Raw genomic sequence first — 23155 nt, 5'->3', positions numbered from 1 at the left:
TTAAATGCATCGGCCGTGTTGCCTCTCCATTCTGGTTACGGCAAAAACCAGGAGAAGTTAAGTGTTTACCGTAAAACTTCCAGGACCGGGTCGCGAAAGGTGTTGCGGCCCGCGGGGATCGTGACTGTGGGTACGTCAAGCGCCGGGTTGGGCGCCTTGCCCTGGGCCGCTAGGCGTCGACCTGAGCCGGTCGTCGTGGGCTGAGTTCAGCCAAGGGCTGCCGTTGCCGATTATTGCGTGACGTCCGCTTGCGATGGGCGCACAGAGTTTCCACGCTGGCGAGGCGGCCGGTGCCACGGGTGACCTGCAGGTGAAAAATGCGGAGCTATACTTGGTGGCCATGTGATATGCCCGACTCACTCTCAACGGAGAAGAACAGCATGCGCGAAAGTACGTTACTAATTTTTGCCGCTGTAGCTTTTGTAGGTATCGTAACTCCCGGACCGACGGTTCTACTGGCGTTGACCAATGGCTCCCGCTATGGTCTTCGTCGTGCCGCTTATGGATTCGCTGGAGCGGTCGCATCCGACTTCGCGTTGATTTTCGCCGTGGCACTTGGCCTTGGTGCGCTGCTGGCAGCGTCGGCGTTATGGTTTACCGTCGTCAAATGGGTGGGTGTGGCCTACCTTGCGTACATTGGTGTCAGGCTGTTGATGTCAAAGGGCTCGTTGAGCGTCGCGAGCACGCACGGCGAAGTGAGCCGCGACAGCAACTCGGCGATTTTCCTCAAGAGTTTCCTTACCGCAGTCACGAACCTGAAAGGGTACCTGTTCTTCTCCGCATTTCTGCCCCAGTTTATAACGCCGTCCGCACCACTTGCGCCGCAGTACGTGGCACTGGCTATAACGTTTGCGATGCTGGATTGCTCGATCATGTTCGGCTATTCGCTGATCGGCGCACGGGCAATTCGCCTGCTGAAGGAGTCGGGAGCGCTATGGCTGGAACGGTCTTGCGGCGCTGTGTTTGTTGCGCTCGCGGGGTCTCTGGCTCTGTACCGTCGTCACACGGCTTAACGGGTTCTGCCCGAAAGCGGACCATGAATTTTGGCGCTTGAATGGCTGAATCGGGTCGGTTTCAAGCCACCGTGTGGGGCAGCGGTCGGCCAGGAGCGGCCGTTCGACACGGAGCCACGAATCGCGGACAATCGACCATACGATCCACCACCGCGCATGAGTCATGAAGCAGCGTGTACGGATAAGGCTTGTTCAGAGGCACCAAGCACGGTGTCATGCGACCGGCAAACCTGCAGCCAGAGCGAAGGGATATTCGGAAGGTGACTATAGGTCGCGACTCGCCGCTATTTACTGTCAACACAAAGAGTTGTTCAAGCGATTAGAAGACGCGTGAGCACGAGGAGGCGACATTGGGCCATGTCCGTCTCGTCAGCACCGTGGCCGACACGCCGCACGATCGTGCGGAAGAATGTTGAAGCGAAGGTAGCCTATGCCGAAGCTTTCTGCATCGGTAGGCGCTCCCCAAACGCGTCCGATGCGGTGTCAATAATCTTCCGGTAATACTCTTTGACGCGCTTATCCCGTGCACCAGGGTGGAATGTCCTGAAACACTCGATGCCATTCGACCGGAAATGCCAAAGAGCCTTTGGCTCGACCTTCACAGTCTGACGCTCCGGAAGCACGGCTTTCAAGGCGCGATCGTACGTGTGACCGCTACCAAAGATGATTAGATCTGGTTTAAGCAGTTCGATTTCGAACTTAACGGCCGCTACCGAAAAATCGAACAAATAAGCGGAATGCCCGATAGATGTCCTGGAGGAGCCGCGTTTCGGGCGGTGCCAGTCCATCTTCATTAGGTTGTTCCAGCAAACAGCGGCTCGATCGCATCCAGCAAACGCATCGGCGAACCGCTTCCACTGCCGTAATAACTCGCTATTACCGGTGCCACTGGCGTGTTGCTTCTCATAGCGAGCCTTCGCGATGTTGATCCCGTCCGGATGCTCATAGAAGGCTCCCAGCTTGCCCCACCAACCGTTAGTTTCCTTCCCGATGAACATGACTCGGACGGGCGCATCGAGGTAAGCTTGAGATACGCTTATGAGAAACGGCGCCGACAACTCGTGAAAGTGGTGAATTAAGCCCGGCTTTGCGGCGGCAAGAGCCCCGACATAGTAAGTATCCAAGACCGCTTGAACATCGTCTTTGAGCATGGTTCCACCGGATGTCATGCCTTGGCGGCGGCTCAGCCTTTCGCCTTCAGCCTTAGATTAGGCGGTAATTGTGGCATAACTGAATCAGATGTCGGCTGAGCTCACCGCCGTCCTTATGATTTTCCGCGACGGTCGCTTCCAGGTCGTGCATCCTCTTGCGCCGCGTGCCCGCTTCGAGATGTTCGTTGCGCTCTGTCGTCGGGGCGCTTGCGGCCACAATCTGACTTTCGGATGCAAGGACCAAGTGGCCGGGCCAGTCCCGATTGAAGACGCACGAAAGCGGCTCGCTCCGCCAGACTGGAGAGCAATGGCTGCCAGCTCTAGATCAAGTGCTTTCGAGCGCCGCGTACGTTCGATTCTACGAGTCAACGACTTCCACCGCTTTTGCTGATGCCTAGATTCCCGGATCAAGCAGATTAGAGGAGAAGTCGCACGATTGCGCCGCAAGTCGCGCCACGGCGGCACTGAGCGAATGCGACTGTTCCGCCCGATGCATGGCGACGTACCGCACTAGCGGGAGCGCGGGCCGCGTCGGCACCACAACGAGCGCACATCGCTCGACCATGCGCGCAAGACAGGCTTCGGGCAGGTAACTAACGCCAAGCCCCGATAGTGTGAGCCCAATCTGCGCAATCAGGCTGTTGCTCGCCAGCACTTTCTGCAACGCGACCCCTTGCTCCTCCAGAAACCGGCTATACACGTAGCCCGTACCCGACAGGCCGCCCTGCAAAATCAGCGGAAACTTCGCGATATCGGCAAGCGGAATCGCACGCTTTCCCGGCGCGAGACTGGCGGCGCACATCCACGCATTCCGAACCTGACCGACGAGCGTCGATGCATACGGCTCGACCTCGTGCATCTGCGGCACGATGATCACGTCCACCGTGGCCGCCGCCAGCCGCTCGCGCAAGGTTGCGTTCAGATCGACCTCCGCTTCGACCTTGACCTTAGGGTATTCGGCCTGAATCGCGGCAATGAGGCGCGGCAGCCACGTCAGGGCCGTGAGTTCCGTCACGCCAATGCGAATCTGCCGAACCAGCGCCTCTTTCGAGCTCATGCGCTCGACGATCTGGTCGCGCCGCTCGAGCAATTCCCTCGCGTGCTCGAAGAATTCTGCGCCCTTCTCCGTGAGGCGCGCGCTGCGATTCGCGCGGTCGAACACCGCCATGTCGAAAGCCCGCTCCAGTTCCTGCACGCGCTTGGAGATCGCCGATTGCGTGGTATTCAGGCGCGTTGCGGCCGCCTCGAACGAACCGAGCTGGACGATCCAGTACAAGGCTTCCATTTGCTTGAACGTCAGCATGGCTCCGGACTCACATCACTAAAAGCGATAGTTTCTCATAGAAAAAAATCGCTTTTTTAGTTCATTTTGACTGGGTACTTTTCCCCCTAACGAGTCCCTGCAGAGGCTCGACTCATCTATATCAACCGATACGTGTCTGGAGAGCGCATGGAATCCGTCATGGAAACACCTCACCCCGAACGCGCGACGCGCAAGCCCCGCATCGGGCTCGCGTGGCAAATTGTGATCGGCCTGATCGCCGGCATTGCGGTCGGGCTGGTGCTCAATCGTTTCCCGGAGTTTCGCGAGTCCGCCATCAACGGCTTCCTGCAGCCGGCCGGCGATATCTTCATTCGTCTGATCAAAATGGTGGTCGTACCCATCGTGTTCACGAGCATGGTGATGGGCATCGCGGGCGTCGGCGACGGGCGCTCGCTCGGGCGCATCGGCCTGAAGACGCTCGTGTACTTCGAGGTCGTCACGACGATCGCCATCGTGCTGGGACTCGTGCTCGGCAACGTGCTGCATCCGGGGCTGGGCACGGATCTGTCCCAGCTCGGCCACACCGATATCTCGCGCTATCAGCAGACCACGCAGCAAACGCAAGGTCATCACGGCTTCATGGCGCTGTTGCTGAGCATCATTCCCGACAACATCGTTATGGCGATGGGGCACGGCGATCTGCTGCCGGTGATCTTTTTCTCCGTGCTGTTCGGATTGGGCCTGCAATCCGTGCCTGCCGAATATCGCCAGCCGGTGCTCGCAACCTTCAAAGGCATCAGCGACGCGATGTTCAAGGTCACCGGCATGGTGATGCGTTACGCGCCGTTCGGTGTGTGTGCGCTAATCGCGGTGACAGTCGCGAGTTTCGGCTTCGGTTCGCTGCTGCCGCTCATCAAGCTGGTTGCGGTGACGTATCTCGCGATCGTGCTGTTCGCGATGTTCGTGCTCGGCATTACGGCACGCCTCTTCGGCTTCAACATTTTCACGCTGGTACGCGTCATCAAGGACGAATTGATCATCGCCTTCTCGACGTGCAGTTCGGCGACGGTTTTGCCGCAACTGATGAAGAAGATGGAAGACTTCGGCGTGCCGAAGAGCATCACGACGTTCGTGGTGCCCACGGGCTACACGTTCAATCTAGATGGCGCGTCGATCTATCTCGGCATCGGCACGCTGTTCGTCGCACAGCTCTATGGCGTGCATCTGGGCCTGCAAGAACAGATCGTGCTCGTGCTCACGATGGTCGTGACCTCCAAAGGCGCGGCAGGCGTGCCCGGCTTCATGTTCGTGATCCTGCTCACGACGCTCGCCAGCGCGGGACTGCCGCTCGAAGGGCTCGCGTTCATCGCAGGCGTTGACCGCATCATGGACATGGGACGCACCGCGCTGAACGTGGTGGGCAACGCGCTCGCACCGCTCGTCATCGCCCGCTGGGAAGGCCAGTACGACGCGGAGAAAGGCAAGGCTTATATCGCGTCATTGGACGCATGAGATTCGTGGAATTCAGGAATGGCTAACATGGAACGAGGAGCAGATCCGATGAGCAGCAATCGCGGGCAGTTGTTTTCAGCATCGATGATGGAAGCCATCGAGCAGCGCTTTCATTACGTCGATCGCGATATCGACAACCGTGAACGTCTTTTCTTCGACAACGCAGGCGGATCGTTCAGACTGAAATCGGCACTGGAAGCATTCGCGCAAATCGATGCGCTGCCGGACTGTCCCGAGCGTATCCACGAGCGCGCGCTGTTTCTGCAGGATATTCAGGCGCGCGGCGAAGACGACGTGCGCCGCATCCTCAACGCGCGCGGTGGAAGTGTGTACCTCTCGCTGACCGCTTCGGCGGCGATGTTCGACATGGTCCGCGCGGTGATGGAGAACGTGCCGGGCACGAACGCCGTCACCACGATTCTCGAGCATCCGTCGTCTTTCGATGCGATGACGATGTACTGCGAGCGTACCGGCAAGGAGCTTCGCATCGCACCGAGCAATGCCGAAACCGGCGGCGTCGATACCGATGCCATCGTCGCGCTCATCGACGACGATACGGCACTTTTGAGCGTGATGTACGCATCGAATATCTCGGGCGCGAAGCTCGATATTGCGGCCATCGTCGAAAGTGCGCGGGCGCGCAAGCCGGATCTTTTTATCATCGTCGATGCGGTTCAGCATGCGCCACATGCGGTTATCGATCTGCAAAAGACCCCTGTTGACGGCATCAATTTCGCGCCGTACAAGTTCTTCGGGTGCCGCGGTTCGGGCGTGTCATGGCTGTCCGAACGGCTTGCGGAACTTCCGCATCATCGGCTCGCGGCCAAGGACAAAGGGGTTTGGGAACTCGGCAGCCCCGCGCCCGCGCAATTCGCCGTGGTGAGCGCGATCGTCGATTATGTCGCGTGGGTCGGCGCCCAGTTTAGCGACGCCGAAGACCGGCGCGAACGGTTCGTACAAGGCATGCAGCGCATCGAAGAGCACGAGCGCGCGCTGCTTTCGTTGTTGCTCGACGGCGTTGACGGACAGCGCGGGCTGCGAGCGATCGAAGGCGTACGCGTGTTCTGGGATCACGACGATCTGACGCGCCGCGATCTGATCGCAGGCATCGGCTTCGATAATCTTGACCCGACCGCCGCCGTACGCGCCTATGAAGAGCGGGGCGTGATCGTCTATGAGCGGATTGCGACGAGCCTTTACTCGGGGCGGATGTTGAAATCGTTCAACCTCGACGGTGCGGTGCGCATCTCTCCGTTGCATTGCCATGCGCCGAGTGACGTTGCGAGGTTCCTGGCAGTGACGGAGGGCATTGCGATCGCGAGTCGGCTTGCCGGATAGCGGAGGGTGAGGCAGAGACGCATCGAGATTTTATTGTGATGCTCGGTGCGTCCCCATAGCCACGTCAGCGGGGCAACTAGTTTGCATGTTGGGAGATTCACAGGTATCGCTTCCAAACGAATGGCCGAGTTCCAGCCAACACCCGACTGCCGACACGGCGCGCCGAGGGGCAGTTAAGGGTCGGTTATGCCGATTGAATGAGAATCCGGGCCCGAGGCAATCATCACGCTTAGGCGTGGGGCGGCGGTCGGAGGCCCGCTAGATGATTTTCAATCACTTCTACGCCATAGGAAAGTCCTCGTTAGCGGTTCGCTTTCCCGCTATTGCAGCTCTTTACATTGATTGATGAAACCCGCGGTCATACTCGTAACCTCCTGTGGACGTTCGAGGGACGGCAAATGCGCGGTTCCTGATATTTGGTGGAACGTCCCGCGGGAGACGTTAGCTGCGACGTAACGACTTCGCTCCTGAATTCCGGGAAGGTCCAAGTCCCCAAACATCACCAGCGTCGGTACTAATAGTTCGCCCAACCGTCCGTAAGCGATCGGTGCATCAATGTTTGTGCCCGTCGGCGACAAACCAAGAGCGGCAACGTTCATCTCATCAAACAGTTTGCGAGCTGCACCCGTCACACGCCCCTCCGGTTGGAACGGGCCATCAAGCCAAAGAGTGGTTCGGATCGCTATGGCTTCTTCAATATCTTTCCTCGCTTCCGCCGCCGCTAAACGGGTGACCAACTCTTCAACCCGCGTTGTATGCGTCATTTTCGGCGCACCTGTCACATTCGGTGCGATAAGAACGAGGCCGCGAACATGCGACGGATACCGAAGAGCGGCGTCGAGTGCAATGCCGCCACCTTGAGAGCAGGCAACGAGTATTGCGGGGGATTCACCTGCCACTGATTGGAGAACGGCGATCAGATCTTCAACTGCGGAGTGATCCTCTGCTTCGGCAACTGTCTCTCCAAATCCGCGTCGATCATAGGCGATAGCTTGGTTGCTAGCGCCAATTTCGCGCATCTGTTGGCCCCACATCCGGCGATCCGCGACCCGGGCGTGCAAAAATACAATCGGTTCCCCGCTTCCGATGACTTCCGTTGCCAGCATGGCACGACCTGAAGTGACTAGAAGGCTTTTCATCGCGAGCTGTCGTATGTTTGCCAGTGTGCATAGTACACGCTGCACCGACGTGGAGTCTTCGCCACTTAACGAACGCTTTGCAGGAAACCGCGAGACTGAAGTGGGTCGATCAAAGCCGACCGCCTCGGGCAGAGTTCGGCCAGTTCCGGACCTTCGATACTGGCCGTTGGATCGCCGACAATCGCGGAGCGACGTTCGCCGATAAGCTGGAAAAGAGCGACAACCATAAGGAGCACATTCACCTATCGCCCAACTACTTCGTCCAGCATTTCTTCGGCCCCGGCTGAGACCATCAGTGCATTTGATCGAGGAAACCGTACATCTTCGGTGTCCTCTTGCGCCAAACTCCCGACGCAAGATCGGAAAAGTATTTCTTGCACACAAGTGGACCGATCACCTGATTGCCGGGGGCTTTGAATTGGCGCAGAAAGGCTTGGGCGCTAAGACCAGTTCCCACAGTTTCGATCGTCGCGAAGTCAGGGTGTGCGTCAATCAAAGCTGGCCATCGAGCTTCACTTTGGTCGATGGCATGCGCCTCCGTTGATTTCCAGGTCGAAAGGTTCTGGTCTATTTCCTGCCGTAGGTCGGGGTAGCGACTGACGCACTGCGTTTTCAAGTCCTCTGCGATCTGCACCGTCGTGCGCATCATCAAAATCGCTGCGTCTGGCGACGACGCGTCCGGCACCGGATGCGACTCATAGCCTCTGTCTACTGCCTGCGAGGCATCCTGATACATTGACATCAGCCTGGAAAGAATTTCCTTGGCTTGTACATCCCCTTGTGCAGCAGCGAGGCCTACCCATTTTTTCGCTTCGTTTACATCCAGCGGGACGCCTCGACCGACGGCGTACAGCAACCCAAGTTGTTGTTGAGCATGCGCATTTCCTTGGTCTGCGGCAAGTCGGTACCACCGCGCCGCCTCCTTGTCGTCCTGCGGAACGCCCCTGGCGAGAATAAACATCCTTGCCAGATTGTCCTGTGCATAAGCATCCCCCTGGTCTGCGGCGAGACGAAACCACTTGACAGCTTCGGTGTCGTCCGCGGGCACGCCCTTGCCATCGCGATACTTCACCCCAAGTGAATTTTGCGCGGAGGGCAGACCCTGATCTGCGGCGAGTCGGAACCATCTGTCGGCTTCCTTGTCGTCCTGGGAGACGCCCCTTCCTGTGCTATACATCACCGCCAGATCGCGCTGTGCTCGGGCGTCGCCCTGGTCAGCGGCCTTCTGAATCCAGAATAGTGCCTGCGCGTCGTCCTGCCGCACACCTTTACCATAGGCATACATCACGCCGAGTTCGCGTTGCGAATTAGCGTCACCTTTCGTCGCAAGCGGCAGCAGCGCCCCAGGCGTGACCCGTGAATCTCCGGCGTTGTTGTCGGCCCCTTCCACGCCGCAACCCGCGGATACCGAAAGGCTACAAACCATCGCATACACAACGAATTGCTTTTTCATTCGAGTCTTCACGGAGGCGGTAGCGAAGTATATAGCCCCACGGTCTTTCCGCCGCGTACGTCTGACGAGTGCGATGGTGCGGGAGATCAACTAGCGAATGGCCGCTTTCAGCCAACCCGAATGGCCGCTCGGGGTCGTCCCGGGCCGAACGCGTCGGGCAAGCTTAGGCCCATAAGGAGACAGTCGACATAATCGCGTGGATTGCTGACAATCGGCACCGACCAGTAACCGGTTAGCGGTGTTGTCGCCCCGGCAGAACAATATCCGGCCGAGCGAAACGGCAACCAGGCTGACCGCCGGCTTCGGCGTTCCTTCCGGATGGGGTCTGCCGGCTTGCCCACTAGCCTTATCCCTTATATCCCGGTGCAACACATGGCGCAGAACATCTACGACGATCCCGAGTTCTTCCTGGGCTACAGCCAGATTCCCCGGCAGGTCCATGGACTGGAAGGGGCACCCGAATGGCGCGTAATCCAAGCCTTGCTGCCTGATCTAAACGGCAAGCGTGTTGTCGATCTAGGGTGTGGTTTTGGCTGGGCCTCCCGCTGGATGCGGGATCAAGGCGCGATCTCGGTCCTTGGACTCGACCTGTCGAAGAATATGATTGAGCGGGCCAGGGCGAACACCGCGGACGCCGCGGTAGAGTATCGCATGGCCGATCTCGACACGTTGGAGCTTCCCGAGAAGGCTTTCGATCTGGCTTACAGCGCGCTGAGCTTCCACTATATCCAGGATTTTGGCCGCCTCATGCGCGTGATTTATCAGGCGCTCGTCCCCAATGGGCATCTGGTTTTTACGATCGAACATCCGATCTTTATGGCAGCAACGCATGCGCGTTGGATCACAGAGGAAGGCGGTCGCAAAACCTGGCCGGTCAATGGATACTCGGTCGAAGGCGAACGTCGAACAAACTGGTTTGTTGAGGGCGTTCTGAAGTACCACAGAACGCTTGGTACGACGTTGAATGCGCTGATCGACGCGGGCTTCAACATTCGCCGGGTTGAGGAGTTTGCTCCGACACCTGCACAGATAGAGGAGATGCCGCAATTGGTCGAAGAACTGGAGCGCCCCATGATTCTAATGGTGTCTGCCTCCACATAGATGGCCGGGATGGGTTCGGGCGGACAGCCGCCGTGAGGCAGTGGCCGGCCACGACCGGTCACTCGAACCACCGCGGAGTTCGGGCGCGGAAGCATCGTCCTAAAGTGCGAAGGAGTCAAAGTTGCAAGTCAAACGGATAGTTGCAAATTTCAAGGCCCTTGATCTCAATCGGACTCGGGCGTTCTATCAAGACGTCCTTGGTCTCGAGCTTTTAATGGACCAAGGCTGGATCCAGACCTATGGCTCTCAGACAGAGATGACCGTTCAGGTGAGCTTCGCTGCGGAAGGAGGCTCCGGCATGCCAGTGCCGGATCTATCGATTGAAGTGGATGATGTGGACGCGGCACTTGAACGTGTGAAGGCTGCCGGCTTTGCCATCGTATATGGTCCCATTGACGAACCGTGGGGCGTCCGTCGGTTCTTTGTTCGAGACCCATTCGAGAAACTGGTCAATGTCCTTGCGCATATCTGAGCGTTGTTAAGGAGAATTGAATGCCGGCTTCGGCGCGCCGCGAACTTCCGCTCAGGATCGGGTCATGCCTCTTGCATGAAATGGCAGAGCCAAGTGCTGACAATAGGCAGCTCTCAAATGAGTGGCTCGCCCGCCGAGCCAGTCATCTCGATAGTTGGCAATCGGCGCGGCGGCAGCAATCGGCTAGTTGGCGATTTTGAAGAATATGATACGAAAATACGCTATTTCTCGACGAGCAGGGGTAATTATGGCTTCGTTACTCCTCGACTTTCTCTGCGGACCCGCAAACGTCTCCGCGCAGACCAACACAGCTACCGACGCTTTGATCAATAGAGTTGTTGCGTTGACCGAGCATGGAGATCCAGCCGCCATGGAAAAGACAACAGCCGGATATCAGATTGATTCATCAAGGAAGTTCAATCCAGGGATTCCGGACGACACATGGGGATCTATCCGTGCTGATGTCAATGACATTATTTCAAACAAAATCAAGCCCGGGTACGGCGAGCAAGCTCTTCTAACAAGGCACTTCGTTGAAAGCGCGAAATTCTCGGATGATGAACTCAGGCATCTAATAACGATAATGCAAGATCCTGTCATGCAAAGATGGGGCATTGCGATGCGCGACAGTAGCACTACGGCGTATATGGCAAAGTTATCGCAACAGGTGAATAATCAGATGTGGATGGTGGTCTCCATTGTCCTCCGACGACATGGGTTGCAGACAACCGACACATCGACAACGAGTAAGCAGAGTCATTGAGCACGTACACCACTTCGGTCGATTCCGGAAAGCGACTTATGAACGTGACGGCGCAGAAGTGCCACATCTGGTCGGCCAAGCGGCCAGCTAGGTCTGCGTTAACGGAAGCGCCAATTGTCCGCTCAGGGTCGGTTTCGGGCGACCGCGTCGGGCAATGACCGGCCAATGCGCGTCGTTCGACGCTCCGCCAGCACCTCGGGCGGTCACTCACGGATTCGGCGCCGACATCGGAGGTGTGTCGGCCAAATCAAAGCAGATGCCCTCCGCGATTTCCGCGGCGGCTCACCGCGAGCGGATCTGACAAATTCACTCACTCGGCACTGGGAAAACGGCGCCGACGCGACAGGCGTCGCTTATCGTGGCTATTCGACCGACCATCTGCGGATAGCGAAGGGATTGAGCGGGCGAGTGCAGCACGGCGAGTTCGCCGGCTCGCCGTCCCGACTTCGCTACAAGCATTCCTGCGCTTGCTCAGGTAACGGGCACGAACTCGCCTTCGGCGAAGAACCACGCCGACATCGTCCGTGCCAGTTCGAGCACGACCTCCGCGTCGGTCCGGCCGGAGGACGCGCGTACGTGGAACGAATGATCTGCGTCGTCCACCACATGCAGCGTGGCGCGTGGCCCCAGCGTCTCGACGACCGACCTCAGCAGGGGAAGCTCGGCCAGCTTGTCGCGCGTGCCCTGCAGGAAGAGAATCGGCACCGTGACGTCCGCCAGGTGCCGTGCCCGCTCCACGCCGGGCGCGCCCGCCGGGTGCAGCGGGAACGCGACGAAAGCGAGGCCACGCACGCCGTCGAGCGGGGAGATGGCTTGAGCCTGGGAGGTCATGCGGCCGCCGAACGACCTGCCGCCCGCGAAGAGTGGCAGGGCTGGCAGCCGCCGGCGGGCCTCTGCGACGGCCGCCTGCACGGCAGCATGTGCCACGGCCGGCGAGTCCACCCGCTTGGAGCCCCGCTCCATGTACGGAAACTGGTAGCGTAATGTGGCGACATTGGCCGCCGCAAGCGCGTCGTCCAATGACGACATGCCGGCATGCTGCATGCCCGCCCCGGCGCCGTGCGCGAAGACATACAGGGCTCGCGCGTCCTCCGGCACCCGGAGGAGCGCAGAGACCTTAGTGCCGTCGGGCAGTGCCAGGGAAAGCGATTCTAGGTCGTCCATCGTATTCAGGTCGTGTCGTTGTGGCCATTGCACCGATTTTGCATCAATGAGGCATCTGGGAGCGTTTGTAGCGGCGTCCGGCAAGGCATTGCGCACGCGGAGTTTGCCGGCCGATCCATGGAGCGCGCGCCCATCGTGAACGGCGCCGCAGCCGCGAAGGGCAGTTCATTTAGCTGCCTCTCTAAAAGAGCATGTCCGGCTGCAGAAAGTTGTGGGTTCGGCCAATCTCAGACGTTCAACATGAGAGCCCTGATCGTCAACACTTAGCTGCACGGTGAAATTTATTTCAAAGAGAGGCAGGTCTGCGTTGCTGTCAAAGTGCTGTTTATACTTAGGGAAACGATGATGACATACGAAGATGTCGAAACGCATGCGAAGGCTTGGATCGAAGCCTGGAACGCTCACGATCTGGAGCAGATTATGTCGCACTACTCACATGATGTGGTGTTCGAGGCTGAAACAGTGAGAACGCGTTGGAAGAAACCGGACGGCAAGCTCTTCGGAATCGCGGAACTAAGGAAACACTTCGCCTTGGGTCTGCAACTGGCACCGCAACTGAAATTTCAGCTTGAACAGGTACTCCTCGCACCTTCAGGCTACGCAATCCTGTACAGAAGGGAAAACGGGAATCGTGTGATCGACTGCGTCACCCTGAATGATGCAGGTCAGGCGGCGAAGGTGACGGCGTACTACGGAAGCGTACAGCGATAGGCGCGCAGGCGATACCTCGCTCGCGACGCGCGCGATCCATATCGTTTTTTTCCGTGGAAGCAGGCAAAATCACTCGCATGGTTGAATAATGGGCGGCCTCATATGCATGCTCCGTGCCGCGACAGCAACAATCTCGATGCAAGGTCAATCACAAATAACACATGAGACCGACCACTTACCGAAACCAGATCCTCGTCCGTCTGATCAATTTAGTGATCTCGGGCACATTGATCACTTCTGTTTCCAGTCTCGCACGAACTCCTGACGAGTCCCAACCCATCGCAACCGACCTCCACGAAACGGTCGTCAAAGTGCCGATAACAGAGCACGGATTCTTTGGTGATCACGAACGTGACATAGTCGCGACCACCTATATGCCCGATGGCCCTGGACCCTTTCCGTTGATCGTTTTGAGTCACGGTAGTCCGGCCGACCCGCGAGACCGCCCCACGGTCGGCCGCTACCGCAAGTTGCCGCAGATTCGGACATTCGTGGAACTCGGCTTCGCAGTAATCGTGCCGATCCGCCGAGGCTACGGAGCCACAGGCGGCACCGACGAGGAGGACGCAGGATCTTGTCAGCACCCCGATTACACATCTGCGGGTAGAGAGGCAGCGCAGGATGTGCTGGCCGCCCTCGCTTATGCACAGACCTTGCCCCAGGTGGATCGCGACCACGTTGTTCTGGTAGGCCAATCGGCTGGCGGATTCGCGTCTCTGGCAGCCGCAAGCTATGCACCGAAAGGTGTCGTTGCGGTCATTAATTTTTCGGGCGGTCGCGGCGGGAACCCGTCGAAACATCCGGGCATGCCGTGCGACCCGCAGCAGATGGCGAAGACCATCGGGCAATTCGCGTCGACAACACGAGTGCCCGTACTGTGGCACTACGTTCAAAACGATATGTTTTTTGCGCCCGAAGTCGTAGCGACCTGGTTCGCGGCGTTTCAGGCAGGAGGCGGTCAAGGGCAAATGATCGTCGAGCCGCCCTTCGGAAAGAACGGCCACGGTATGTTCGCCGTCGCCACTTCAATCCCAATATGGTTGCCGCACTTTGAGCAGTTCCTCGCTCCGCTTGTGCCGATGAAACAGATACCTCCGCCTGGAACGGATCCGTGAGTTCCCGCAAACTACTCCCTCACCACCGCACAGTCCTGCCCCGATAGTCGAGATATTCCAGCCCGGGCCGCCCCAGTTTGTCCAGAAGCACATTCACCACCCCCGGAACACTCTCCTCGATCGACAGTCGCCCCTCGGGCCCTCCCAGTTCTGTGCGCACCCAACCGGGAGCCATCAGCACCATGGCCCGCGGCGTTTGCGCCTGGCGCGCGGCAAAGCTGCGCATGAACTGGTTGAGCGCCGCCTTGCTGCCGCGATAGAGTTCGCGCTGGCCGGATTCGTTGTCGGCGATACTGCCCTGTCCTGACGACATGATCCCGATCAGGCCGGCCGGCGCAACGAGATCGGCCATGCTTTCGACGACGCGCATCGGGCTGAGTGCGTTGGTAATCATGAGATCCACGAAATCCTCAGTCGAGACTTCGCCGATGGTCTGCGTCGGATCCGGATTGGTTGTGCCGGCGTTGACGAACAGAATGTCGAACGCGCGGCCGGAAAGGCGTTGGCGGAGGGCCCGAATCTGCCCGGACTGCGTGATGTCGAGCGTTTCGATGTCAACCTGGTCGGGATGCGCATCGGCAAGATCATGCAGAAGCGTCCGGCCGCTTGCGGCGCGGACTGTCCCCACGACGCGCCATCCTTTCACCAGGAATTCGGCCGCCATGGCGTGGCCTAGACCCCGTGAGGCGCCGATCAGCAGTACGGTGGGTGAGTCAGTGAGGGACATGGCGTTCTCCGTGGCGCGCAATGGATGCCATGTATTGTCGGGAGCGCACACGGTTTGCACCAGACGCCCGGCCTGCAATCCACGATTGCGTCTGACGCCTTAACCAGGCCGTTTTTCGATTATTCTGGCCGCATGTCACGCGTCGACCTCAACCTTCTCACCGCGCTGGATGCCTTGCTGAGCGAACGTAGCGTTACGGGTGCGGCCCGGCGTCTGAATCTCAGCGTCTCCGCCATGAGCCGCACGCTTTCGCGCCTGCGCATTGCGACGGGCGACCGTCTGCTGCTACAGGCCGGTCGAACGCTCGTGCTCACGCCTTATGCGGAGCACTTGAGTCAGCGTATTCCTGCGCTGGCCCGTGAAGCGGAAGCGGCGCTGAGCCGTGCCGAGCATCGGTTCGACCTCGGTACCCTCGAGCAACGCTTCACCGTGCGTGCTGGCGAGGGCTTTATCGATCTGCTGGGCGCGGCCCTGATGGACCGGGTCCATCGCGCGGCGCCCGGCGTGCAGCTTCGCTTCACGCCCAAGCCCGACTGGGACGCCCAGCCGTTGAGGGAAGGCGCGATCGATCTGGAGATCGGCGTTGTCAGGACGTCTGCCCCTGAGATGCGAACGCGTCTGCTTTTCCGCGATCGCTATGTCGGCGTGTGCCGCGTGGGCCATCCTTTACTCGGCGACACGCGTATCAGCGTCGAGCAATGGACAGCGTGCGGCCACGTGATGGTTTCGCGTACGGGCGAAGCGGAAAATGCGGTTGACGCGGCTCTGGAACCAGCGGGCATACGCCGCAACGTGCTGATGGTGGTGCCATCCTATCTCAGCGCCATGCAACTGGTACGTCATTCGGACTGGTTCGCAGCCGTACCGCATTCCTGCCTGGGCAATTCCTTCGTACCCGATTACGCGAGCGCCAACGGATTGCAGTGCTTCGAGCTGCCCCTCGCCATGCCCGCTTTCAACATTTCGGCGATCTGGCATCCGCGCCTCGATCACGACCCGGCACATCACTGGTTTCGCGCCGAAGTGCTGGATTTATGTCTCGCGGCCTATCCGCGACGTCCGGCTGCGGATTCGTCACTACGCCATCGCTAGCCGGACGTTCGCGGAAACCGTCAAAGTTTTGCGCCGTCCGATTGCTGCGCGGTTTTTGGCGCTTCGGGCGCGACAGGCAGGTTGTGCGTCCAGTTGATGAATCCATTGAGCATCGGGTGAAACAGCGGATCGTCGAGTCCTGCCATGTTGAACGCGGTCATGTCGATCAGCAGGACGGTTTTTCCGGTGCTGGCGTCGATGGCCTTCAGCGTTCCTTCGAAGTTATAGCCGCCCTTGAACACCGCATTGGGCTCGACAATCAGGAACGGCCCAATCTCTTTGCTAAGGTTATTGAGCCCGACGAGATCCGACACGCTCGGAACCTTGCTGCCCAGGTTGTGTTCGATCACGATTGCCTGCAGGTCATCCTTCGTCACGACCTTCTTGAAGGTGTGCATTTCCTGAAGCGCCGACACAAAGAAGTCGACGAACCGTGGGTTCGGCGTTTCCGTGTTGATCTTCAGATAGACCATTTGCGTGTAGGCCGGGTCGAACTTTTCCGCTACGCGAACGTCGGCAGGTTTCAGTACGGTATGGGTTGAATAAAGGCCGGACGTCGGGTCGGGCTTTTCAACGTGCAGGGTCGTGTTGCAACCTGCGAGCAGGCCGGCGAACAGAACGGCAAATGCGAAACGAAGCATGGATTCCTCGGATTGATTGCGTAACTGGCGCTATATCGGCAGAGGACATGAAACCTTTAGCCTTGCGGAATTAGCCCAGTGGCATTCGCTCCATCGCTCGCGGCGCGCGCCGCGCGAAACCCGCTCCTAACCGCGCTTGACCGGCCCGCGACGCTTCGCCTTGCGTAGCGTCGTGACGTCTGCGGCCTCCAGCGCCGGCGGTTTCACTTCTCCCGACCGCAGACGGGAAAGCACTCGCTTGGCGTTGGCGGAGCAATCCATGTCATCCGGTTTCGCTTCGATTTCCGCCAGAAGCGCGACGAGATGGGCCTTGCTCTGCGCGAGCCTCATTTCCAGTGCTTCGATATCCTGCACCTTGCCGCGCAGCGTTTCGACAAGCGAGCCGTGTTTCCACTGCGTGAGGTCCGGTGGCAGCAACATGCGAATCTCGTCCAGACTGAAACCCGCGTGCTGCGCCGTCGCAATCAGATCGAGCACCAGCACGGCTTGAGGCGAATACGTCCGATAACCGTTCGGTTGACGTTCCGCCTTCAACAAGCCGATACCTTCGTAGAAGCGGATACGCGAGGCGGCAAGGCCCGTGCGCTCCGCAAGCTCGCCGATTTTCATGTTTCCGATACTCCCCGGTCAGACCGAAAGGATAGCTTCAATCGAAGGCCTTGAGTGGTGCCGGTAAATTCAGCACTACCTGGGCATCCTTGATAACGTCCAGACGAACAATGGTCGAGACGCCCAGTCCATCGAGCAACTGGCTCAGCGGACCACCGCCGCGCAACAAGGTCGCATTCCGCGGAAAAAATCGTTGGGAAACGATTCAACTGAACTTGAAGGTCAAGCATGGTGCTTTCGCTCGCCAAAGGTCTTGACATTAAAGTTGACTTCAACCTTAAAGTCGAACCCACGATCAGACGAGGTGAACCCATGAACGTGTTCGACAAGTTGGCGCTCCCGAATGGTTCGGTAGTCCGGAACCGCATCGCCAAAGCCGCCATGGAAGAAAACATGGCGGACGCAGACCATGCGCCCTCCGCGCAACTCATGCGTCTCTATCAAGCATGGGCGGAAGGCGGCGCCGGGCTGCTCATTACCGGCAACGTGATGGTGGACAGCCGCGCCATGACGGGCCCCGGCGGCGTCGTGCTTGAAAATGACAAGCACATCGAAGCATTCAGGCGTTGGGCGCAGATCGGCCGGTCGAAGGGCGCGCAATTCTGGCTGCAAATCAATCATCCTGGCCGGCAGATGCGGGCCAATCTTGGGCAGCCGACCTGGGCGCCTTCGGCCGTACCCCTGGCGCTGGGCAAGATGTCGAAGTACTTCGATGTGCCTCACGCAATGACGGGCGAAATGATCGAAGAAGTGATCCGCCGTTTTGCCCGCACTGCGCAACTGGGCGAACTGGCCGGTTTCACGGGCGTGGAGGTCCACGCAGCCCACGGCTATCTGCTAAGCCAGTTTCTCTCGCCGCTCACCAATCGGAGAGCGGACGAGTGGGGCGGTTCGCTCGAGAATCGGGCTCGCCTGCTGCTGGAAATCGTCAAAGCCATTCGTGCGGTCGTTTCTCCTCGCTTTGCCGTGGCCGTCAAGCTGAATTCCGCCGACTTCCAGCGCGGCGGCTTCAGCGCCGACGATGCGCGGCACGTTGTGAGGCTACTCAATGATCAGGCCGTCGACCTCGTGGAATTGTCGGGTGGAAGTTATGAAGCCCCGGCCATGCAAGGCGATGCTCGCGACGGCCGCACCCTGGCCCGCGAAGCGTATTTCGTGGAATTTGCCCGCGACATCCGGACGATCGCGAAGATGCCCGTGATGGTAACGGGAGGCGTGCGCCGGCGAGCGGTTGCCGAACAGGTTATCGCGAGCGGGGTGGATATGGTCGGTATCGGCACGGCGCTGGCTATCGATCCGCATCTGCCTCGCGACTGGCGCGCCGGCAAAGACAACGCGCCCGTACTTTTGCCGATCACCTGGAAGAACAAGCCGCTGGCGTCTCTGGCCAACATGGCCGCCGTCAAGTTTCAGTTGCGCCGATTGAGCCGGGGAAAAACGCCCGATCCGAACGTGTCGCCGTTGCGTGCGCTGATCGTGCAGCAGATTGCCGAAGCGGCGCGTACGTGCAAATACCGGCGCTGGATGACGCAGCGGTCGAAATTCCAGTATTGATTGACGGAATACGCGCCGCCGCTTGCAATCCACAGGCAACCAGTGCATGGTTTCAACGACCCGGCGCTAACCAGGAGACTTGCGATGTCGCTCGCGCTATATGGCCATCCGTTCTCGTCGTACACACAGAAGGTGCTCGTCGCGCTGTACGAGAACGACACACCGTTTGAGTTTCGCGGCATCGGCCCGGATTCGCCCGAGCATACGGCGCAGTGGTTGCGGCGTTGGCCGCTACGCAAGTTTCCCGTGCTCGTGGACGGCGAGCGCAACGTGGCGGAAACGAGCATCATCATCGAATACCTGCAGCTCGAGTATCCCGGCCCGGTGCGCCTGTTGCCCGCGGATCCCATGGCCGCGCTCGACGTGCGGTTTCTCGACCGCTTCTTCGACCTGCACGTCATGGCGCCCGTGCAGCGTGCCGTGGACGGCGCCTTGACGGGCGACGTGGTCAAGCGCGACGAAGCGCGGGCCTTTGCGGCCGAAAAGCTCGAACTGGCTTATGCATGGCTCGAAGGCCACCTCGCGGACAAAACCTGGGCGGCAGGGGAGGACTACACGATGGCGGACTGCGCCGCGTCTTCGTCGCTCTTCTACGCGGACTGGACGCACCGCATCGCCACGGCGTACCCCAAGGTGCGCGCCTATCGCGAGCGCCTGCTCGCAAGGCCTTCGTATGCGCGCGCCGTGAACGAGGCGCGGCCATATCGTGCGCTCTTTCCGCTCGGCGCACCGGCTCGCGACTGACCAGCGACTGACTATAGAGGCCGGCATCATGCAAGCCTCTTTGCGCAGTTAGTAAAACGAAACAACGAAGTCAACCCACCGAAGGTTCCCCTTCGCCGGACTGCTTGCCCGGGCGGTCGGCGGGTGACTGCTTGCGCGAGTCGTCATCGCGCTCGGGCATCGCGCTGCGCTGATCGTCGCTGTGCTCCGTGTGCTTCTGCTGCTGGTTCTCGTCGGCTTTCTTGCCGTCGTCTTGATCGGGCTTCTGGGTGCTGGCGTTCATGGTTCCTCTCCCTTTCGACAGGTTCGCCATGTCCCGCAAGGCTCGCGCCTGCCCACGCCTCAAGCGCTCTCGCGCTCCTTGAGCCGTTTGCGGTGCGCAGCGACCTTCGCGCGATTTCCGCAAATCGCCATGCTGCACCAGCGCCGCGCGTGTCCGCGCGTATGGTCGGCGAAGAGCAGCGTGCACTTCGGTCCTTCGCAGGCCTTCACGTGCGTGAAATCCTGCTCGCACACCAGTTTCGCCAGCGCTTCGGCGATGGGCATCAAGAGCGATTCCGGCGATTTCCAGCGGCGCTTCACGCGGTATTCGAACGCCGTTGCGCCCTCGGCGCCGAGCGCGACGACTTCGCCATACCGCTCGTCGCGCGCTAGCAGGGCGTTGAGCGGCGCGAGTACGCCCAGGTCGGCGCCGGTAAGCGGCCGGCCCATTCTCTCCCGCAGGAATCCGCGGAACCATTCGCGCAGCGCGCGCGCTTCGGCCGCAACCGTGTCGAACTCCGCCGCCTTGAACTGCCCGCGCAAGGCGGCGAGCGCCGGGGCGGGAACCAAGCCCGCCTGTTCGAGCCACGACAGCAAACCTTCGCCGTCGGCGATCCAGTCGACGGGAACATCTACCGGTGTCGCAATGGAGTTTAGGAAGTCGAGCCCGGGGGCGTCGGCCACGAATATCGCCGGGATAGGACGGTAATCCATTTTTCTTGCCGCAAAGTGGTAATCAGGGTCCTTTCAGTGTAACCATCAAAATCGTTCTTGACAAGTTACACAGCCAGTTAGTAACCTCTAATAACCGATTAACACGGTTACAAACGGCGACGCGGAGCGGCCCATTCGCACCGAGCGCTACTTCTTAAAAGGAGCAGAGGATGTCTCACGGCAAAACGAATGTGGTGCTGGCGCATGGCGCGTGGGCGGATGGATCGAGTTGGGGCAAGGTGATCGAACGGCTGAATCGTCAGGGCATCGAGGCCGTGGCCGCCCCGCTTCCTTTGACGTCGCTGGGTGACGACGTGGCGGCGCTCGAGCGTACGCTCGAACGGATCGACGGGCCGGTGGTCCTGGCCGGTCACGCCTACGCGGGGGCCGTGATCGGCGCTACGCGGGCGGCGAACGTCGCGGCGCTCGTGTATGTGGCCGCGCTCGCGCCCGACGAGGGCGAAAGCGTCGCCGACGTGTTCCATCGTGGGAATGCGCACCCGCAGGCGCCGCAACTGGCGCCCGACCGGCACGGCTGGATCTGGCTGCCGCAAGAGGCGTTTGCAAACGCGTTTGCGCAGCACGCCACGGCGCAGGAGGCGGCGGCGCTTGCCGCGATCCAGCGTCCGATTGCGGCCGCGTGCATCGGCGAAGCGGTGGGGCGGCCTCTCTGGAGAGACCGGCCGGCCTGGTTCCTGGTCGCAGGCGAGGACCGCATGATCGATCCCGACACGCAACGCTTCATGGCAAGCCGGATGAACGCGCAGGTCCGCGCCCATGAAGTCGATCACGCGCCGAGCGTCACGGCGCCCGATGTCACAACGCAGGTGATTGCCGAAGCCGTTGGCTCGGTGTCTTCGCGCTAAGCCGCACCAACCCGCGCCAGCCTGTCTGCCTGTCTTATTGCCCGTTCAAACTCTGGAGGAAGTCATGACAGCCATTACCTACCGCCGCGCCGATGTCGACGGTTTCAACGTGTTCTACCGCGAAGCCGGGCGCGCCGGCGCACCGAAGCTCCTGCTTCTGCACGGCTTTCCGAGTTCCGGCCACATGTTCCGCGACCTCATTCCGAAGCTTGCCGACCGCTTTCATATCGTCGCGCCGGATCTGCCTGGCTTCGGTCAGTCGGACTTGCCGGATCGCGGCCAATTCGCGTACACGTTCGAGAACATTGCTGAGGTGATTACGCGTTTTACCGAGCGCATCGGCTTCGATCGCTTCGCGGTGTACGTATTCGATTACGGCGCGCCTACGGGCTTTCGGGTCGCGCTCGCGCACCCCGAGCGCATAACCGCGATCATTTCGCAAAACGGCAACGCCTACGAGGAAGGCTTGAGCGAAGGCTGGAATCCGATACGCGCTTACTGGCAGGACCCGTCGCCCGCCAATCGCGAGGCGCTTCGCACACTGCTCACGCGCGAAGCGACGATCTGGCAATACACGCACGGCGTGCCCGATGCGTCGGCGGTGTCGCCGGACGGCTATTCGCTCGACGATTACTATATGAACCGCCCCGGCGCGCACGAGATCCAGCTCGACCTGTTCCGCGACTACCGGAACAACGTTGCGCTTTACCCCGCGTTTCAGGCGTATTTCCGTACGCACCAGCCGCCGTTTCTCGCGGTGTGGGGCAAGAACGATCCGTTCTTCCTGCCCCCCGGCGCGGAGGCGTTCAAGCGCGATTTGCCGCAGGCGGTCGTGCGCTTTTTCGACACCGGCCACTTCGCGCTGGAAACGCACGCCGACGAGATCGCCGCGGCGATTGTCGAATTTCTCGGATGATGATTTGCAATACTGATCGAATGAGGAGAAGGAGATGGCCAGCAAAGTCGCAATCGTAACGGGCGCAAGTCAGGGCATTGGCCGAATGACCGCCGTGAGGTTGGCGCACGACTTCGACGCAATTGTCGTGGTGGCGCGCAACCGCGAGCAACTCGAACAGACCGCCGCGCAGGTGAGGGAGGCGGGCGCCGAGGCGCTCGTCATCGACATCGATCTTTCGCACGCCGAAGCAGCACGGCAAGTGGTGGAACAAGCGCTCGCGGCGTTCGGGCGCATCGACGCGTTGCTCAACATCGCGGGGGCGGTGCCGCAAATCGACCTGTTCGAGATGACCGACGAGCAATGGGAAGCCGGTCTCGCGCTCAAACTGCACGGAGCGCGACGTTTGACGATCGAAGCATGGCCCGCACTAAAGGCCAGCGCGGGCGCGGTGGTGCTGATGTCGGGAAATTCGGCCGTGTTCCCGAAAGCGCCTTATGCGGCAGTGGGCACGATCAACGCGGCAATCGTCGCGCTCGCCAAGGCGTTTTCGGATCGCGGCATCGCGGATGGCGTGCAGGTCAACAGCGTGCTGCCCGGCCCCGTGATGACGGGGCGCCGCCAGTCGTATCTGGAACACTGGGCGCCGCTGCACGACATGAGCGTGGCGGAAGCGACGGCGAAATTCCCCGCCGAAGCGGGCATCGCGCGCTACGGCACCCCCGAGGAAATCGCCGGGCTGATGGCGTTCATCGTGTCGCCCGGCGCGCACTGGATGACCGGCACGACGCTCAGAATGGACGGCGGCGAGGTCAAGTCGATCTGAGTTCCGCAGGCGCGCCCGAAACCGTTGCGGCGCGCCTTGTCCGCTCTTTTG

Annotated in this window: 24 protein-coding genes and 1 pseudogene; 14 read left to right on the top strand and 11 right to left on the bottom strand. The window is 60.1% G+C overall.

Annotation, left to right across the window (positions count from 1 at the left end):
* Positions 1 to 380 precede the first annotated feature (380 nt).
* The gene (locus U5768_RS00295; protein WP_322028385.1) at positions 381 to 1013 is read left to right on the top strand and encodes a LysE family translocator; all 633 of its coding nucleotides are present in this window, start codon (positions 381 to 383) and stop codon (positions 1011 to 1013) included.
* Positions 1014 to 1441: 428 nt separating this feature from the next.
* Here the strand turns inward: U5768_RS00295 and U5768_RS00290 are convergent, their stop codons facing one another.
* Both U5768_RS00290 and U5768_RS00285 read right to left on the bottom strand, forming a co-directional pair.
* Positions 1442 to 2164 (bottom strand): hypothetical protein, encoded by a 723-nt coding sequence (locus U5768_RS00290; protein ID WP_322028384.1) that lies wholly within the window; start codon positions 2162 to 2164, stop codon positions 1442 to 1444.
* A gap of 394 nt (positions 2165 to 2558) precedes the next feature.
* Positions 2559 to 3467 carry a LysR family transcriptional regulator gene (locus U5768_RS00285; RefSeq protein ID WP_322028383.1) on the bottom strand — a complete coding sequence of 303 codons (909 nt, stop codon included), beginning with the start codon at positions 3465 to 3467 and terminating at the stop codon, positions 2559 to 2561.
* 147 nt (positions 3468 to 3614) lie between these two features.
* Between U5768_RS00285 and gltP the strand changes: the two genes are divergently transcribed.
* Positions 3615 to 4940, top strand: coding sequence for a glutamate/aspartate:proton symporter GltP (gene gltP / locus U5768_RS00280; RefSeq protein WP_322028382.1), 1326 nt, complete (start codon positions 3615 to 3617; stop codon positions 4938 to 4940).
* Positions 4941 to 4988: 48 nt separating this feature from the next.
* A complete protein-coding gene (locus tag U5768_RS00275) occupies positions 4989 to 6278 on the top strand; it encodes an aminotransferase class V-fold PLP-dependent enzyme (protein ID WP_322028381.1) in 1290 nt (429 codons plus the stop codon).
* A gap of 320 nt (positions 6279 to 6598) precedes the next feature.
* Here the strand turns inward: U5768_RS00275 and U5768_RS00270 are convergent, their stop codons facing one another.
* Positions 6599 to 7417 (bottom strand): alpha/beta hydrolase, encoded by an 819-nt coding sequence (locus tag U5768_RS00270; RefSeq protein WP_322028380.1) that lies wholly within the window; start codon positions 7415 to 7417, stop codon positions 6599 to 6601.
* A gap of 292 nt (positions 7418 to 7709) precedes the next feature.
* The gene (locus U5768_RS00265; RefSeq protein ID WP_322028379.1) at positions 7710 to 8870 is read right to left on the bottom strand and encodes a tetratricopeptide repeat protein; all 1161 of its coding nucleotides are present in this window, start codon (positions 8868 to 8870) and stop codon (positions 7710 to 7712) included.
* Positions 8871 to 9242: 372 nt separating this feature from the next.
* Here U5768_RS00265 and U5768_RS00260 point away from each other — a divergent pair, with 372 nt between their 5' ends.
* The 3 genes from U5768_RS00260 (at position 9243) to U5768_RS00250 (ending at position 11206) form a co-directional block, all read left to right on the top strand.
* Positions 9243 to 9971 carry a class I SAM-dependent methyltransferase gene (locus tag U5768_RS00260; protein ID WP_322028378.1) on the top strand — a complete coding sequence of 243 codons (729 nt, stop codon included), beginning with the start codon at positions 9243 to 9245 and terminating at the stop codon, positions 9969 to 9971.
* A 121-nt stretch (positions 9972 to 10092) separates the two neighbouring features.
* Positions 10093 to 10443 carry a VOC family protein gene (locus tag U5768_RS00255; RefSeq protein ID WP_322028377.1) on the top strand — a complete coding sequence of 117 codons (351 nt, stop codon included), beginning with the start codon at positions 10093 to 10095 and terminating at the stop codon, positions 10441 to 10443.
* A 247-nt stretch (positions 10444 to 10690) separates the two neighbouring features.
* A complete protein-coding gene (locus tag U5768_RS00250; RefSeq protein WP_322028376.1) occupies positions 10691 to 11206 on the top strand; it encodes a hypothetical protein in 516 nt (171 codons plus the stop codon).
* Between the two features lie 471 nt (positions 11207 to 11677).
* Here U5768_RS00250 and U5768_RS00245 read toward each other — a convergent pair whose 3' ends face one another.
* Complete coding sequence (locus tag U5768_RS00245; protein WP_322028375.1) at positions 11678 to 12370, bottom strand: alpha/beta family hydrolase; 693 nt, start codon at positions 12368 to 12370, stop codon at positions 11678 to 11680.
* Between the two features lie 345 nt (positions 12371 to 12715).
* Here U5768_RS00245 and U5768_RS00240 point away from each other — a divergent pair, with 345 nt between their 5' ends.
* Both U5768_RS00240 and U5768_RS00235 read left to right on the top strand, forming a co-directional pair.
* Positions 12716 to 13081, top strand: coding sequence for a nuclear transport factor 2 family protein (locus U5768_RS00240; protein ID WP_322028374.1), 366 nt, complete (start codon positions 12716 to 12718; stop codon positions 13079 to 13081).
* A gap of 161 nt (positions 13082 to 13242) precedes the next feature.
* The gene (locus U5768_RS00235; protein WP_322028373.1) at positions 13243 to 14196 is read left to right on the top strand and encodes an alpha/beta hydrolase family protein; all 954 of its coding nucleotides are present in this window, start codon (positions 13243 to 13245) and stop codon (positions 14194 to 14196) included.
* A 19-nt stretch (positions 14197 to 14215) separates the two neighbouring features.
* On the opposite strand, the gene U5768_RS00230 is transcribed toward U5768_RS00235, so the two are convergent.
* Entirely contained in the window at positions 14216 to 14923 is a 708-nt protein-coding gene (locus U5768_RS00230; protein WP_322028372.1) for an SDR family NAD(P)-dependent oxidoreductase, read from the bottom strand.
* Between the two features lie 132 nt (positions 14924 to 15055).
* Between U5768_RS00230 and U5768_RS00225 the strand changes: the two genes are divergently transcribed.
* Positions 15056 to 16015, top strand: coding sequence for a LysR family transcriptional regulator (locus U5768_RS00225; RefSeq protein WP_322028371.1), 960 nt, complete (start codon positions 15056 to 15058; stop codon positions 16013 to 16015).
* A 20-nt stretch (positions 16016 to 16035) separates the two neighbouring features.
* Here the strand turns inward: U5768_RS00225 and U5768_RS00220 are convergent, their stop codons facing one another.
* The 3 genes and pseudogenes from U5768_RS00220 to U5768_RS31930 all read right to left on the bottom strand — a co-directional run.
* Positions 16036 to 16656 carry a hypothetical protein gene (locus U5768_RS00220; protein ID WP_322028370.1) on the bottom strand — a complete coding sequence of 207 codons (621 nt, stop codon included), beginning with the start codon at positions 16654 to 16656 and terminating at the stop codon, positions 16036 to 16038.
* 126 nt (positions 16657 to 16782) lie between these two features.
* Positions 16783 to 17265, bottom strand: a complete 483-nt coding sequence (locus U5768_RS00215) for a MerR family transcriptional regulator (protein ID WP_322028369.1) — start codon at positions 17263 to 17265, stop codon at positions 16783 to 16785.
* 37 nt (positions 17266 to 17302) lie between these two features.
* Positions 17303 to 17464 (bottom strand): annotated as a pseudogene (locus U5768_RS31930) (acetoacetate decarboxylase); the annotation flags it as partial.
* 113 nt (positions 17465 to 17577) lie between these two features.
* Here U5768_RS31930 and U5768_RS00210 point away from each other — a divergent pair.
* Both U5768_RS00210 and U5768_RS00205 read left to right on the top strand, forming a co-directional pair.
* A complete protein-coding gene (locus U5768_RS00210; protein WP_322028978.1) occupies positions 17578 to 18819 on the top strand; it encodes an NADH:flavin oxidoreductase/NADH oxidase family protein in 1242 nt (413 codons plus the stop codon).
* Positions 18820 to 18903: 84 nt separating this feature from the next.
* Positions 18904 to 19563, top strand: a complete 660-nt coding sequence (locus tag U5768_RS00205; protein ID WP_322028368.1) for a glutathione S-transferase family protein — start codon at positions 18904 to 18906, stop codon at positions 19561 to 19563.
* A 70-nt stretch (positions 19564 to 19633) separates the two neighbouring features.
* On the opposite strand, the gene U5768_RS00200 is transcribed toward U5768_RS00205, so the two are convergent.
* Together U5768_RS00200 and U5768_RS00195 are read right to left on the bottom strand one after the other, a co-directional pair.
* Positions 19634 to 19825 carry a hypothetical protein gene (locus U5768_RS00200; RefSeq protein ID WP_322028367.1) on the bottom strand — a complete coding sequence of 64 codons (192 nt, stop codon included), beginning with the start codon at positions 19823 to 19825 and terminating at the stop codon, positions 19634 to 19636.
* A gap of 59 nt (positions 19826 to 19884) precedes the next feature.
* Positions 19885 to 20517, bottom strand: a complete 633-nt coding sequence (locus U5768_RS00195; RefSeq protein WP_322028366.1) for a CGNR zinc finger domain-containing protein — start codon at positions 20515 to 20517, stop codon at positions 19885 to 19887.
* Positions 20518 to 20687: 170 nt separating this feature from the next.
* Between U5768_RS00195 and U5768_RS00190 the strand changes: the two genes are divergently transcribed.
* From U5768_RS00190 to U5768_RS00180, 3 genes are all read left to right on the top strand, one after another.
* Positions 20688 to 21383, top strand: a complete 696-nt coding sequence (locus U5768_RS00190) for an alpha/beta hydrolase (protein ID WP_322028365.1) — start codon at positions 20688 to 20690, stop codon at positions 21381 to 21383.
* Positions 21384 to 21447: 64 nt separating this feature from the next.
* Positions 21448 to 22299, top strand: a complete 852-nt coding sequence (locus tag U5768_RS00185; protein WP_322028364.1) for an alpha/beta hydrolase — start codon at positions 21448 to 21450, stop codon at positions 22297 to 22299.
* 34 nt (positions 22300 to 22333) lie between these two features.
* A complete protein-coding gene (locus U5768_RS00180) occupies positions 22334 to 23104 on the top strand; it encodes an SDR family oxidoreductase (RefSeq protein ID WP_322028363.1) in 771 nt (256 codons plus the stop codon).
* The last annotated feature ends 51 nt before the right edge of the window (positions 23105 to 23155 follow it).

The sequence above is a fragment of the Paraburkholderia sp. J76 genome (assembly GCF_905220295.1).
GTDB lineage: Bacteria > Pseudomonadota > Gammaproteobacteria > Burkholderiales > Burkholderiaceae > Paraburkholderia.
Note: the sequence above shows the minus strand (reverse complement) of the source record. Positions and strands in the feature narration are given on the sequence as shown.